The sequence below is a fragment of the Lysinibacillus sp. FSL M8-0134 genome, from assembly GCF_038069745.1.
Lineage (GTDB): Bacteria > Bacillota > Bacilli > Bacillales_A > Planococcaceae > Lysinibacillus > Lysinibacillus irui.
Genome location: NZ_JBBPAJ010000001.1, coordinates 834,861 through 848,069, shown reverse-complemented (window position 1 = coordinate 848,069; position 13,209 = coordinate 834,861). Strand labels below are relative to the sequence as shown.

The 13,209-nt window shown below is 37.6% G+C and carries 17 protein-coding genes; 5 read left to right on the top strand and 12 right to left on the bottom strand.

What is annotated here, in order from left to right; genetic code table 11:
• Nucleotides 1-25 precede the first annotated feature (25 nt).
• Nucleotides 26-307, bottom strand: a complete 282-nt coding sequence (locus tag MKY49_RS04130; protein WP_004224778.1) for a YlaN family protein — start codon at nucleotides 305-307, stop codon at nucleotides 26-28.
• Between the two features lie 182 nt (nucleotides 308-489).
• Between MKY49_RS04130 and MKY49_RS04125 the strand changes: the two genes are divergently transcribed.
• Nucleotides 490-990 (top strand): peptidyl-prolyl cis-trans isomerase, encoded by a 501-nt coding sequence (locus tag MKY49_RS04125; protein WP_274795824.1) that lies wholly within the window; start codon nucleotides 490-492, stop codon nucleotides 988-990.
• An 11-nt stretch (nucleotides 991-1,001) separates the two neighbouring features.
• Complete coding sequence (locus MKY49_RS04120) at nucleotides 1,002-1,205, top strand: YlaI family protein (protein WP_312506818.1); 204 nt, start codon at nucleotides 1,002-1,004, stop codon at nucleotides 1,203-1,205.
• Nucleotides 1,206-1,258: 53 nt separating this feature from the next.
• Here the strand turns inward: MKY49_RS04120 and MKY49_RS04115 are convergent, their stop codons facing one another.
• The 5 genes from MKY49_RS04115 to typA form a co-directional block, all read right to left on the bottom strand.
• Entirely contained in the window at nucleotides 1,259-2,053 is a 795-nt protein-coding gene (locus MKY49_RS04115; RefSeq protein WP_274795822.1) for an ABC transporter permease, read from the bottom strand.
• On the bottom strand, nucleotides 2,046-2,813 hold the full coding sequence (locus tag MKY49_RS04110; protein WP_312506828.1) for an ABC transporter ATP-binding protein: 768 nt from the start codon (nucleotides 2,811-2,813) through the stop codon (nucleotides 2,046-2,048). The genes MKY49_RS04115 and MKY49_RS04110 overlap by 8 nt, the downstream gene beginning before the upstream one ends.
• Nucleotide 2,814: 1 nt before the next feature.
• Nucleotides 2,815-3,807, bottom strand: coding sequence for an ABC transporter substrate-binding protein (locus MKY49_RS04105; RefSeq protein ID WP_312506819.1), 993 nt, complete (start codon nucleotides 3,805-3,807; stop codon nucleotides 2,815-2,817).
• Between the two features lie 283 nt (nucleotides 3,808-4,090).
• A complete protein-coding gene (locus tag MKY49_RS04100; RefSeq protein WP_274795819.1) occupies nucleotides 4,091-4,489 on the bottom strand; it encodes a YlaH-like family protein in 399 nt (132 codons plus the stop codon).
• 29 nt (nucleotides 4,490-4,518) lie between these two features.
• Nucleotides 4,519-6,363, bottom strand: a complete 1,845-nt coding sequence (gene typA / locus MKY49_RS04095) for a translational GTPase TypA (protein WP_274795818.1) — start codon at nucleotides 6,361-6,363, stop codon at nucleotides 4,519-4,521.
• 138 nt (nucleotides 6,364-6,501) lie between these two features.
• Here typA and MKY49_RS04090 point away from each other — a divergent pair, with 138 nt between their 5' ends.
• Nucleotides 6,502-6,687, top strand: a complete 186-nt coding sequence (locus tag MKY49_RS04090) for a DUF5325 family protein (RefSeq protein WP_341385671.1) — start codon at nucleotides 6,502-6,504, stop codon at nucleotides 6,685-6,687.
• A 118-nt stretch (nucleotides 6,688-6,805) separates the two neighbouring features.
• Here MKY49_RS04090 and MKY49_RS04085 read toward each other — a convergent pair whose 3' ends face one another.
• Together MKY49_RS04085 and MKY49_RS04080 are read right to left on the bottom strand one after the other, a co-directional pair.
• On the bottom strand, nucleotides 6,806-7,600 hold the full coding sequence (locus MKY49_RS04085; protein WP_312506820.1) for an inositol monophosphatase family protein: 795 nt from the start codon (nucleotides 7,598-7,600) through the stop codon (nucleotides 6,806-6,808).
• A 214-nt stretch (nucleotides 7,601-7,814) separates the two neighbouring features.
• On the bottom strand, nucleotides 7,815-8,012 hold the full coding sequence (locus tag MKY49_RS04080) for a hypothetical protein (protein ID WP_274795816.1): 198 nt from the start codon (nucleotides 8,010-8,012) through the stop codon (nucleotides 7,815-7,817).
• A gap of 126 nt (nucleotides 8,013-8,138) precedes the next feature.
• On the opposite strand from MKY49_RS04080, the gene MKY49_RS04075 reads away from it, so the two are divergent.
• Nucleotides 8,139-8,768, top strand: a complete 630-nt coding sequence (locus MKY49_RS04075; RefSeq protein WP_322604677.1) for a YktB family protein — start codon at nucleotides 8,139-8,141, stop codon at nucleotides 8,766-8,768.
• Nucleotides 8,769-8,880: 112 nt separating this feature from the next.
• Here the strand turns inward: MKY49_RS04075 and MKY49_RS04070 are convergent, their stop codons facing one another.
• Nucleotides 8,881-9,168, bottom strand: a complete 288-nt coding sequence (locus tag MKY49_RS04070) for a UPF0223 family protein (protein ID WP_312506822.1) — start codon at nucleotides 9,166-9,168, stop codon at nucleotides 8,881-8,883.
• A gap of 20 nt (nucleotides 9,169-9,188) precedes the next feature.
• Nucleotides 9,189-10,148 (bottom strand): NAD(P)H-dependent flavin oxidoreductase, encoded by a 960-nt coding sequence (locus MKY49_RS04065; RefSeq protein ID WP_312506823.1) that lies wholly within the window; start codon nucleotides 10,146-10,148, stop codon nucleotides 9,189-9,191.
• 145 nt (nucleotides 10,149-10,293) lie between these two features.
• Between MKY49_RS04065 and MKY49_RS04060 the strand changes: the two genes are divergently transcribed.
• Nucleotides 10,294-11,763, top strand: a complete 1,470-nt coding sequence (locus tag MKY49_RS04060) for an aminotransferase class I/II-fold pyridoxal phosphate-dependent enzyme (RefSeq protein WP_274795811.1) — start codon at nucleotides 10,294-10,296, stop codon at nucleotides 11,761-11,763.
• Between the two features lie 103 nt (nucleotides 11,764-11,866).
• On the opposite strand, the gene MKY49_RS04055 is transcribed toward MKY49_RS04060, so the two are convergent.
• Both MKY49_RS04055 and MKY49_RS04050 read right to left on the bottom strand, forming a co-directional pair.
• A complete protein-coding gene (locus MKY49_RS04055) occupies nucleotides 11,867-12,544 on the bottom strand; it encodes an LrgB family protein (protein ID WP_274795810.1) in 678 nt (225 codons plus the stop codon).
• Nucleotides 12,537-12,983, bottom strand: coding sequence for a CidA/LrgA family protein (locus MKY49_RS04050; protein WP_274795809.1), 447 nt, complete (start codon nucleotides 12,981-12,983; stop codon nucleotides 12,537-12,539). The genes MKY49_RS04055 and MKY49_RS04050 overlap by 8 nt, the downstream gene beginning before the upstream one ends.
• Nucleotides 12,984-13,209: the final 226 nt, after the last annotated feature.

Sequence of the window (13,209 nt, the reverse complement as noted above, 5' to 3'; positions counted from 1 at the left end):
CAAAGAAGCGTTTGAGTTTTTCTTTTTATTTGTCTGTATACGCGTCGTGTAGTACAGAAAGTTCCTTCTCGAGTGAATCGAGAATTTCTTTGCCTTTTTCACGTTCAATTAGTCCAAGCTTCACAGCAAAATCAATTTCACGTGACAGGCCGAACATTTGTGTATCTAATACTTCCTCATATAAAGGGCATTGTGGCATTGTTAAATGATCCATTTGTACTCGAATAAGACGAGCAATCTTGTCTGCATCAGCAACTAGTAGCTCCAAAGCCTTCTCTTGAAAAGAAGTTTGTGATTTCGTATCCATGAGGACGCCCCCATTATCTGATATTTCTTCGATTCTATCTTAATAAAGTTTATCTTTTAGTCGATAAAAATGCAAGTGTCTACATTGGAAAATAGAGAATTCGAATTATATTTCTTTATTATCTCTAGTCATTAGCGTTATACTATGTCTTGGATATACAAGTTTTGAGGAGGATTTCTATTATGGAAACAATAATTCCTATCAAGGGTGCAGTTTCATACCAACTAACATTAGATCCCACTGTGTGGATTTTCGATGATCGTAAATTAGATTTAAATACTTACTTCACTACACAAGATGTCGAGGAAGATTCAGACATCAAGTATATGCGTGAGGTTGGCGCTCACTGGTCACGTGAAATTATGGAAGGGGCAACATTCCCACCTACGTTAAAATCAGAGCGTAAATTTGACCGTAAAGGAATGGAAACAGGTACATTTGGAATCGAATTGAGTCACTTCTTGAAAAATGCTGAAATTAAGCCTGAAGCGACAAAAATCGTCCTAGAATGCAAAGATGGTCAAGAGTATCCATTCACAATTGAAGAAGCAAATACCCTTATTTTAAAATATAGCCAAGATGGCAAGCCCCTTTTAGAAGATGGTCCAATCCATGTATTATTAAGAGATGGTTCAAATCTAGACAATCCTATTAAAAACGTATCAGCCATTCGTGCTGAATAGGAGGGAATGCAATGCGCGTAAAATGCGTAATTTGCGATACGATTCATAATATAGATGATAATTTGCCATTAGCAAAAAAGTTGCGTAATCGTCCAATCCATACTTACATGTGTACTATTTGCCATGATCGAATTAAAGATAATACGGTTGCACGACTTGAAACTGGCAATTTCCGGTTCTATCGTACTTCACCACAAATGGATAAAGAATTTTAACATTTATAAGCTTAAAAGAGGTGCCTCTATTTCGAGACACCTCTTTTTCTCTATTATTCATTAGTTTTAATGATCGCCTTTTCAATCAATTCGACCACTTGATACATAATTGTTGCAAAAAATGCAATAATGAGCAATGACATTAGGACAAGGTTGAAATTAAATACTTGGAAGCCATAAATAATTAAATAACCAAGACCTTTTGATGCTACTAAAAATTCGCCCACTATAACCCCTACCCACGATAAACCAACGTTCACCTTCAGTGTTGAAATAATCGTAGGAAAAGAAGCTGGTAAAATCACTTCCCGAAATATTTGCCATCTTGTTGCCCCAAATGTTTGTAAAACCTTACTATAGTTCGGGTCAACTCCTTTAAAAGCGGTATAGACAACAATGGTTGTAATAATGATGGAAATCAATGCACCCATCGCTATGATTGAAAAATATCCTGGACCAAGTGCTACAATTAAAATCGGTCCAAGCGCAACTTTTGGCATCGCGTTTAAAATAACTAAATACGGATCAAGTACCTTTGATAATAACGGAGACCACCATAAAACAATAGCTATTAACGTTCCTAGTAAAGTACCCGCTATAAAGCCTATTACCGTCTCCATTAGAGTAACACCAACATGCAATGTTAAAGAGCCATCGTTTACTTTTTCAATAAAGGTATGCCAAACATGCGTTGGTGAGCTGAATATTAAACGATCAATCCATTCTAACCTTGACAGCAGCTCCCATCCTCCGAAAAATAGGAGCAGAATAATAAGTTGATACAGTCGAACAAAGCGTTTCTCCTTTTTTAACAACTGCTGATATTGTTTAAATAATGTGTTATCCAAGGCTCTCCAGCTCCTTCCAAATGGTTTGGAAAACATCTGCATAGGCTGGATGCTGTCTTACATCAAACGGTGAAAGCTCGCGAAGTGCTTTAGGAATTTCAAACACTTTGTGTAATGTCCCAGGATTTGCAGAAAATAGAAAGACACGCTCACTCATCGCGATAGCTTCACCAATATCATGTGTCACAAGAATAGCCGTCTTCTTATACGTTTTTAAGGTTTCAACGACTAAATCTTCTAACTTTAATTTCGACTGGTAATCTAAAGCTGAAAACGGTTCATCTAAAAGTAATATTTTTGGATTAACGGCTAATGTACGAGCAAGTGCCACACGTTGTCTCATCCCTCCTGATAATTCTCGTGGATAATTGTTCCCGACATGTGGTAAGCCGATTTCATGCAAAAGGGCATTGGCCGTTACTTTATGTGTTTTATTGCTCCGTTCCATGATTTTCAGACCGATTGTTACATTTTCTTCAATAGTCTTCCACGGAAATAAATAGTCTTGCTGAAGCATATAGCCAATGCTAGTTTGATTATGTGCCGATAGTTCTTCCCCATCTATATAGACCTTGCCTTCAGTTGCAGGGAATAAACCCGCAATTATCGATAATAGGGTTGTTTTCCCACAGCCACTTGGTCCAATAAATGAGACAAATTCTCCTTCCTGAATGGCTAAACTGATATCACGTAATACTTCCTTTGCCTGTGTGCTTGAAAAATAACTATGGTGAATATTCTCTAGCTGCAAAAATTCCATATTACTCAGCAGCCTTTTCAGCAAAGGTTGTATTGACAAGTTTTTCATACTCCACTCGTTGAGGAAGTTCACCTGCTTCCTCCATAATCGTTTGCAAGTTATCCCACTCTCCTTCATCGAGGATAGGGTCAGTAGCATAGGAGCCTTGAGCTTTATAGCGCTCAACCACTGTTTCAATAATCGCTAAATCAACATTCTCAAAATACGGTTGAATTATTTTTGCCACTTCTGCTGAGCTTTCATTTTGAACAAAATCCTGTGCTCGTTGCAATGCATTTGTAAAGGCTTGAACAGTTTCAGCATCTTCCTTTAAATAACTACTTTTTGCCATAAAGGATGTGTAAGGAAGAGTGCCCGACTCCGTTCCAAACGAAGCGATAATATACCCTTTCCCTTCTTTCTCAAAGACGCTTGCTGTTGGTTCAAATAATTGGACATAATCACCAGTCCCCGATGCAAAAGCAGTAGCAATATTGGCAAAATCGATATTTTGAATGAGCGTTAAATCATTCACAGGGTCGATCCCATGTTTTTTCAACACGAATTCCCCTGCCATTTGAGGCATACCACCTTTACGTTGCCCCAAAAAAGTCGAGCCCTTCAATTGATCCCATGAAAAATTATCTATCTTATCTCTTGCCACTAAAAAGGTCCCATCCGTTTGTGTTAACTGGGCAAAATTTTGAATGGGATCATTAGCACCTTGTAAAGTAACATAAATGGACGTTTCCGACCCAACTAAAGCAATATCAATACCATCTGACAGTAACGCCGTCATCGTTTTATCGCCACCTGCAATCGTTTGTAGCTCAACAGAAAGCCCCTCCTCTTCGAAGAATCCTTTCTCAAGCGCTACATATTGAGGCGCATAGAAAATTGAACGAGTAACTTCCCCTACTTTGACTTGTTCTAGCTCTGCTTTATTACATGCCGTCAAAGAAAGGAGTAACAAAGCAATGACACTCAATAATAAACCTTTTGTAAGCCAACGCATTCCCTTTCCTCCTTGATGTGATCAAAATAAGCCTATCGACATTAACTTATTCACATCAGAAGATTTCGGTGCCTACCAATTTATCTTGAAGTAGTATTTACTACGGTTCGATAAGGACAATGATGTTTGATTTATTTTTTCAGCAGGTGTATAGGTAGCTTTCCGGGCAGTTTCTTAAATTTGGCCTGTCATTTATATTAGTGTAAATCAAAAAACAGTCTTAGCGTGATTATTATCGCTAAGACTGCTTCATGTAAAATTTCTTATTATAAAAACCTAAATGTTACTGATTGGTAGCTTGTTGTTCTTCTCTTTTCTCACGCCATAATCTTGTTTTATAGACAATTAAAATTAAGGCTGCTACGATAAGCCCTTCAATCATCGGCAAGAATAAGGCGAAAAACGTTAGCATGATACAACCTAAAAACAGGAACGCATAAATAATAATATTTTGAGATAACTTTAATTTCTTGGCAAAGCCTAGCTTATAGACAATGGCAGAAAGTACAAATACTAGAAGAAATACAACATAGCCTGCTATTTCATAGCTTGGTAAATTTTCGTATAAAAATCTAGTGATACCAGCCATTCTTCCATAAACTTTTGCTGTTTCATCTGTACTTGACTGTGCAGCAACTTGAATAACATTTAGTTCACCCAATAAAGCGGACTTTAGATCCAAGACTCCTCTTCCTTTCGTGGAAGCAAAAATTATTGTTCAGCGTTTTTTAGTTTTTTCGCTATTCTTTCACGTTCATTTTTATCTAGAATTTGTTTACGAAGGCGAATTGATTCTGGTGTGATTTCTAAATACTCATCATCATTTAAGAATTCTAACGCTTCTTCTAGTGTTAATAAACGAGGCTTTTTAATAACGTTTGTTGCATCTTTTGTCGCAGAACGAACATTCGTTTTTTGCTTCATTTTTGTTATGTTTACAGTGATATCATTTTCACGTGTATTTTCGCCAACGATCATACCTTCATAAATTTCAGTCCCTGGCTCTACAAATAGTGTACCACGGTCCTCTACTTGCATCATACCATAAGTTGTTGATTTACCAGTTTCCATTGAAACAAGAACACCTTGGTGACGTCCACCAATGCGACCTGGAATATATGGTTGGTAGCAATCAAATGTATGGTTAATAATACCAAAACCTTTAGTCATCGACATGAACTCTGTCGTATAACCAATTAAACCACGAGCAGGAACTAAGAATGTTAAACGAACTTGGCCATTGCCATTGTTCACCATATCTAACATTTCACCTTTACGAGTACCAATTGATTCAATAACCGAACCAACATTTTCCTCTGGAACATCAATTTGTACACGCTCAAACGGTTCACATTTTACACCATCAATTTCACGAATGATTACTTGAGGTTTTGATACTTGTAGCTCGAAGCCTTCACGGCGCATATTTTCAATAAGAATTGATAAATGCAGTTCTCCACGACCAGAAACAGTCCATGCATCTGGTGAATCTGTATCTTCTACGCGTAAAGAAACGTCCGTTTGTAGTTGTGAACGTAAACGCTCCTCCACTTTACGTGCAGTTACCCATTTCCCTTCACGACCTGCAAAAGGTGAATTATTTACTAAGAATGTCATTTGCAGTGTTGGTTCATCAATACGTAATGGTGTTAAAGCATCTTGATGGTCAACAGGACATACTGTTTCACCAACGTTGATGTCTTCCATACCTGAAACGGCGATTAAGTCCCCTGCTTTAGCTGATTGGATTTCTTCACGTTTTAGACCAAAGAAACCAAATAGCTTCGTTACACGGAATTGTTTTACAGTACCGTCTAACTTCATTAAAGCCACTTGTTGACCTACTTCAATAGTACCGCGGAATACGCGTCCAATCCCAATTCGACCAACATAATCATTATAATCAAGTAATGCAACTTGGAACTGTAATGGATCTGCTGAGTTATCAACTGGTGCTGGGATTGCTTCAATTACTTTTTCAAATAGACATTGCATATTTTCTTCTTGATTTGCTGGATCAGCATCAAGAGAAGCTGTACCGTTAACACCTGATGCATAAACAACAGGGAAATCTAATTGATCATCGTCAGCACCTAGCTCGATGAATAATTCTAATACTTCATCTACAACTTCTAATGGACGTGCTGAATCTTTATCAACTTTGTTTACAACTACAATTGGTGTTAACTTTTGTTCTAACGCTTTTTTTAATACAAAGCGTGTTTGCGGCATACAACCCTCATACGCATCGACAACTAGTAAAACGCCATCTACCATTTTTAAAATACGTTCTACCTCACCACCAAAGTCGGCGTGTCCAGGCGTATCAAGGATGTTGATACGAGTTCCGTTGTAGTTTACTGCAGTATTTTTTGCTAAAATTGTAATACCACGTTCACGTTCAATATCATTAGAGTCCATTGCACGTTCTTCAACATGTTCGTTTGAACGGAATGTACCTGATTGTTTTAATAATTGGTCGACTAAGGTAGTTTTACCATGGTCAACGTGGGCGATAATTGCGATATTGCGAAGATCTTGACGTAAGTTTGTCATTATTCCACTCCATATTCTTTTTTCGAATGTTTAACTGTGATATTATAGCACAAGAAGGATAGAAATGTCCTTATTAGAATTTCCATCATTCTAAAAAATATTATCTGATTAACAATTTTTTATATAGGAGGCTAGGCTATGAATCGTGCAAAAATCGTAATGGCCATCTATGCATTAGCAGCTGTATTAGCAATGTGCTCTATCGGCTATTCTGTTGCGACTAGTAATGTATTTGGTGTAATAGCAGGCATTGTGGCTACTTGTGTCATTTTCATGACAGCCTTTAAAATGAAGCGTAAACTACGTGCACAAGGATTACTTTAAGCAAGTATGCTGCAACGGAGATAGATTGAGCATAGTTAAATTCCCGTAGAATAAATTCTCTCCCTAGTAGAGGGAAAGGATAAAAAGAGGAGCTGTCTAGTAAAAAGACGGCTCCTCTTTATTCATATGGCACAATATATTTTTCCAATAATTCTTTATGGATTGAAGGATTAGCGATGATAAAAGTATCCTGATGAAGGAAATCAAAGCCTTCTCCGTGTAAATTTGTGGCAACGGCTCCAACCTCTTGAGCGATAATAGTCCCGCCTGCAATATCCCATGGTGCTAGACGCATGGAGACATAGGCATCTAATTTGCCACTCACTACAAATGCAATTTCCATTGCCGCTGATCCGTAGGACCGTGTACCACGCACTTTGCGCACCATTTCTATTACTTTTTCATGGTGAATATGTCGATTGGGCGCTACCCAATGTGCATTAATGCCAATAACTGATTCATCCATTGTAACCGACTGAAGTTTACGCAAGGGTGTATTGTTATACCATGCCCCCTGACCCGCGATGGCATTAAATAGATCCTCACGCATGACATCAAATATGTACCCTAACTTACCTACACCATTCACAAAAATACCGATGGAAATCATGAAATGACGATGTTGCTTGACGAAATTCATCGTGCCATCAATCGGATCAATAATCCAAACAACCCCATCTAACGTTTCCACTTTTTCGCCCATTCCTTCTTCTCCTAAGATTTTATGGGTTGGATCAAAAGCTTTAATTTGCTTGATAAAGAATAATTCGGTCTCTCGGTCAATATTAGTAACAAGATCATTTGCACCTGATTTTGTCTCAATGACTAGATTATACGAAAAAGCCTCACGAATACGTTTTCCAGCTTCAAAAATAATACTTTTCGCAAATTCATCAATTTGTTGTAAGTCCATTAAAAACCCACCCTTCGAATATAAGAAAAGGCTCTTTTTTCTATCGTTCTTTTTATGCTCCTCGTACCTTTTCCACAACTTAATAACTTATTTTGGTAATATAAAACTTTAACTGCATAGAGATATAATGTCTATTTTACCCTTTGTCACAATAAAAATCACCTGCTGTCGGAATATTCAGCAAGTGATTTTTTAAATAGGTATTAGGTTTCCATTACGCATAGGCGTGCAAACTTTCAAGTTCCGATTGAATTTCTGCCAGACGTTTTTTACTTTTTTCAATTTCAAGGTCATTTTTTTCATTCATCGCGGCAAAGAGCGAAGCTAATTCATAATCTAATTCTAATTGTAAAATGTGTTCATATTGCTTTTCGATGTCAACTTTACGTATAATTTTTACGATTGGTTTCATAAAAAACACTTCCTTTTTTTAATTTTTTTACAAAAACTTTTCTAATTCGATAAAGTTCTTGTTATAAGATTTTTTCCCAAAATCAGCGTAAAATAAACCTTATAAAACGAAAGGAGTAAAATAAAATTGTCAAAAATAAAGTGGACAAACAAAGACTTTAAAGTTTTTACAATAGACGGTTTAGAACAAAGAATGGATGCGTTAAATATACAGGTACGTCCAAAATTCAATCAGCTAGGAGAACAGTTTGCTACTTATTTTTCTAGCCAGTTAGGCGAAGAATTCTTTCCACATGTTGCCAAACATGCTCGAAGAACTGTCAACCCACCAAAAGATAGTTGGGTTGCCTTTGCTCCCTATAAAAGAGGTTATAAATCATTGCCTCACTTTCAGATTGGTCTATGGCACACACATTTATTCATCGTGTTAGCTATTATTTATGAAGCACCTCAAAAAAATGTAATGGCTGAACGTTTACTAGCTTATAAATCATTACTAGAGCAGCTTCCTAATGACTTTATTGTGTCTGGAGACCATATGTCCCCTGAAGCCATTTCTCTCGAAGAGGCAAAAGAAGAAGACAACCTTGAAGCATTGCTTATACGTCTGCGAGATGTCAAAAAGGGTGAGTTCTTAATTGGTCGACACATTCCAAAAGAGCAGGCAACAAAGCTTACTGCTAGCGAATTACACCAATTAACAGAAGAAACGTTTGAAAGCCTACTTCCTATTTACAATATCATCGTTGGAAAATAGCCCTATTTCGATTCATTTTGTATGGATTTTGATTGATGTATTTTATGCAATATATCGTTTTTTAACACAAAAAATAAAAAAGTGGATGTGAGTATGACTCACATCCACTTTTTTATCGACCACCTTTAGGCACAATTTTTATTATCGTACCATCTTCGGCTTCCTTTGTTTGTTTCACGACAGGATAGCTAATATAGCCACTTGCCTCTTCAAATTCACGAAAAATTGATTTTTCCTCAGCTTGTGAAGGGACTATCTCTTTAAAGCGACGATATTTAGCTAGCATGATTTCACGCTTGATGCCCTTTTCATAAGCTTTCTCGATTCCCTCGAAGAATTGAACAACATCCACAATCTCCTCTGTGGACCAATCAGTTGAAAACGGATAAGAATATTCCATTCGACAAAACCACCTTTATGTTAATGCCCCCATTTTAACCGTATACTTTCAGCTTCTGCAACCATTCGATTGATTAGATCTTCAACGGTTGGGATATCGTTAATCATCCCTGTCACTTGACCTGCCCATCCAAAGCCTTGATTTCTATCTCCATCATAAATAAAACGCTTATTGGCTGTCCCACTTATATATTCTTTTAACGCCTCATATGTTGGTGTTCTTTCTTCAATTTCTAAAATTTTTTCCGTAAATTCATTACGTAACGCTCGTGCTGGTGCACCAATAGAGCGCTTAATAATTGTTGTATCAGCCTCTGTACTTGCAAGTAACGCCTCCTTGTAAGCCTCTGACGCATCGACACACTCCTTTGTCGCAATAAAGCGAGTGCCCATTTCAATGCCTTCTGCACCTAGTGCATGAGCTGCCATCCAGCCGCGACCATCACCAATTCCGCCAGAAGCAATGACAGGAATTTTCACACTATCAACCACTTGTGGAACCAGCACCATTGTGCCGACATCATCACGTCCAAGATGACCTCCGCCCTCTTGACCCACGACCATGACAGCATCTGCTCCAAGCTGCTCAGCCTTTTGAGCTTGTCTACGTGCAGCTACAAGGACTAATTTTTTGATGTTAGTTCCTGCCAATAAATCAAATATAGGTGCTGGATTTCCTCCCGTCATTGTCACAACCGGAACTTCTTCTTCGACAGCAACGCGCACCATCTCCTCATAGCCTTTCCCATGCATACCTATTGCAAAATTAACACCAAATGGTTTATCTGTTAATGTTCGTACTTTATGGATCTCCTCTCGTAACAAGTCAGGATCTCGTAAACTCATAGCCGTGATTTGCCCTAAACCTCCAGCATTCGACACAGCAGCAGCTAAATCAGCGTATGCTAAATAGGCTAATCCTCCTTGTATAATTGGGTATTTAACCTGTAAAAGCTCCGTCACACGTGTATTCCAATTCATAGTACCTCCCCTTTCGTTCGATACTAATTTCTCGATACCCTGAAAAAAATCCTTTTATTTTTTATGAAAAGTCTATGTTTTCGTGTCGTTAGGTGCTATAATTCATTTGTTTTCTTAGATATTATAAAGTGAGGTGGTACCTGCGTTGTCACAACTAGAGACTCCATTGTTCGACGTATTACTTAAACATCGGAACAGACATCCCATACAGTTCCATATTCCAGGCCATAAGAAAGGGCAAGGGATGGACCCTGCTTTCCGTGAATTCGTCGGCGACAACGTTTTATCAATTGATTTAATTAATATTGCTCCACTAGACGATTTACATTCACCAAAGGGTGCTATTAAAGAAGCTCAAAACCTAGCAGCAGAAGCCTTTGGTGCTGATCATACATTCTTTTCCGTTCAAGGTACTAGTGGCGCCATCATGACGATGATTCTGACCGTCGTCGGTCCAGGTGATAAAATTCTAGTGCCACGGAATGTTCATAAATCCATTATGTCTGCGATTGTATTCGCTGGTGCAATTCCAATTTTTATTCACCCTGAAGTTGACAGTGAATATGGGATTTCTCATGGCATCTCCCCTGAAGCTGTTGAGAAAGCATTAAATGCTTACCCAGATACAAAGGCAGTACTTGTTATTAATCCTACTTATTTTGGCTTTACAGCTGATTTAAAGCGTATTGTCGAAATTGCTCATGATCGTAATATTCCGGTTGTAGTAGATGAAGCTCATGGTGTCCACATAAAATTCCATGATGACCTACCGTATTCCGCAATGGAAGCCGGCGCTGATATGGCTGCGACAAGCGTTCACAAGCTCGGTGGTTCCATGACACAAACATCTATTTTAAATGTACGTGAAGGTCTTGTTTCAGCAAAACGTGTACAAGCTGTATTTTCCATGCTAACAACTACGTCAACATCATACCCATTACTTGCTTCGCTCGACACAGCTCGACGCCAGCTAGCTATTCATGGATATGATTTAATCGACGATGCACTGCGTTTAGCTAAGGATGCACGTAAACGGATCAATCAGATCCCGCATTTAAAATGTGCAGGTAAGGAAAAACTACACTCCTCTGCAACCTATGATATGGATCCATTAAAACTTCTTATTAGTGTAAAAGATTTAGGTATTTCTGGCCACAGAGCTGAAGAATGGTTACGTCATAACGCTAATATTGAAGTGGAACTATCTGACCTTTATAATATTTTATGTTTGGTGACATTAGGAGATACGAAAAAAGAAATTAATCTTTTAGTGAATGCATTAACTCGTATGTCAAAAGCATTTGATTCTGAAGCGGCTATAACAGAAGCTTTAGTGAATGTTCCAGAAATTCCAGCTCTTGCTATGTCACCACGTGATGCTTTTTATGCAGATACAGAAGTCGTTCCACTTGCAGAAGCAGATAACTGTATATGTGCAGAATTTATTATGGTATATCCTCCTGGAATTCCAATTTTTATTCCCGGGGAAATAATTACCCAAGAAAATATTCACTATATTCAAATGAATATCGAGGCTGGTTTACCAGTACAAGGTCCAGAAGATACCACATTAAAAACAATTCGTGTTATAAAAGAACGGAAACCGATTTTCTAAACATAACAAGCTAGCTCTCTTTCATGAAGAGCTAGCTTGTTTGCTTATTCACGATAAAACGTCAATAATTCAATTTTTTAGACAACAAAATAGTAATAACTCTTTACAAAAATAAATAGACAAAGAGAGGACAAAAAAATGCCCCAATCACAGCTGTTAAGCCCATAGATAATGAACCAACTGATAATTCCTGTTCCCCATATTCTCTTAATTTAACAAGACCTACCCCATGTGAGGCACTACCTACTGCAACACCTCTACTAACCGCCGAGTCGATTTTGCCATATTTAATGACTAATGGTCCGATAATAGCGCCTACAAACCCTGCAATCATGACAAAAACAGCTGTTAAAGGTGGAATACCTCCAATTGTCTCACTTACCTGCATTCCAACAGGCGTAGTTAATGATTTAGGTAAGGCCGTCAGCATCCAGCTAGCTTTAACACCAATCCATTTTAACAATACAAAAATAGTAAATAAGCCTGTGATCATACCTATGAAAAGTCCTGATAAAATAGAATATTTATATTTTATAATAATGGCTCGTTGATTATAGAGGGGATAGGCAAGTGCGACAACAGCCGGTCCAAGCATCTGCTGAAGCCATTCTCCACCTTTCATATAAGTTGCATATGGGATATCAAAAACTAGCAAAATCACTGCACTGACAATCGTTGTTGTGACCAAAGGAATCATGATAGGATGTGGAATTCGCTGATAAAGCTTTGTAAATAAAATGAACATGAAAATGGTGCTAAGGATAACAATCGCTTCAATCAACGGATAACTCCCCCTTTCCTTCTTCAACAGTTGTTTCTGCGTTTTCCTTTTTCGCCAATTCTTTTTTCTCAATGATTTGTGTCAGTAGACCTGTGATATAAATAGAGATTAATGTACTAGCTATAACGGCTAAGATAATGAGCAGTCCAGTCATTGACATGAGTTCTGGATAATCAATAACACCTACTGTTGCAGGTATGAAAAATAACGTTAAGATGCCAATGAGAAAACTTGCTCCATCTTGAATATATTCAACCTTAATGATTTTAAAAATGAGTGAAAGTGCTAATAACAATAATCCAATAACACTTCCTGGAAGAGGTATATGTAAATACGATACTATCCCTACTCCCATATAATAAAAAATGGTTAGTATGCCAATTTGAACAATAATCCGAACAACTCGCAACAATAGTGCAGCAAAATTTTCTTTCAACATTTCGCCACTTTTCACCCCCTATATCGTTCATTCTACATCTGTAGGAATTTTCTGTCTATTGTAATTTTAGAAAAATAATTAGTAAAGAATGAAAAATCTAAGTAATTTTATGAAATGGTATTCAAATTCCTATTCTCCAAAACTTTCATGATGTTGCTGTTGATGATGATACTCTCATACAGATTTTATCAATAGATCACTTAACTGCTACATTTGCTAATTGTGC

Excerpts from the sequence above, each read along its gene's own strand:
- MKY49_RS04130 (WP_004224778.1), bottom strand. The coding sequence starts at position 307 with ATGGATACGAAATCACAAACTTCTTTTCAAGAGAAGGCTTTGGAGCTA.
- MKY49_RS04125 (WP_274795824.1), top strand. The coding sequence starts at position 490 with ATGGAAACAATAATTCCTATCAAGGGTGCAGTTTCATACCAACTAACA.
- MKY49_RS04120 (WP_312506818.1), top strand. The coding sequence starts at position 1,002 with ATGCGCGTAAAATGCGTAATTTGCGATACGATTCATAATATAGATGAT.
- MKY49_RS04110 (WP_312506828.1), bottom strand. The coding sequence starts at position 2,813 with ATGGAATTTTTGCAGCTAGAGAATATTCACCATAGTTATTTTTCAAGC.
- MKY49_RS04105 (WP_312506819.1), bottom strand. The coding sequence starts at position 3,807 with ATGCGTTGGCTTACAAAAGGTTTATTATTGAGTGTCATTGCTTTGTTA.
- typA (WP_274795818.1), bottom strand. The coding sequence starts at position 6,363 with ATGACAAACTTACGTCAAGATCTTCGCAATATCGCAATTATCGCCCAC.
- MKY49_RS04090 (WP_341385671.1), top strand. The coding sequence starts at position 6,502 with ATGAATCGTGCAAAAATCGTAATGGCCATCTATGCATTAGCAGCTGTA.
- MKY49_RS04085 (WP_312506820.1), bottom strand. The coding sequence starts at position 7,600 with ATGGACTTACAACAAATTGATGAATTTGCGAAAAGTATTATTTTTGAA.
- MKY49_RS04080 (WP_274795816.1), bottom strand. The coding sequence starts at position 8,012 with ATGAAACCAATCGTAAAAATTATACGTAAAGTTGACATCGAAAAGCAA.
- MKY49_RS04070 (WP_312506822.1), bottom strand. The coding sequence starts at position 9,168 with ATGGAATATTCTTATCCGTTTTCAACTGATTGGTCCACAGAGGAGATT.
- MKY49_RS04065 (WP_312506823.1), bottom strand. The coding sequence starts at position 10,148 with ATGAATTGGAATACACGTGTGACGGAGCTTTTACAGGTTAAATACCCA.
- MKY49_RS04050 (WP_274795809.1), bottom strand. The coding sequence starts at position 12,983 with ATGTTGAAAGAAAATTTTGCTGCACTATTGTTGCGAGTTGTTCGGATT.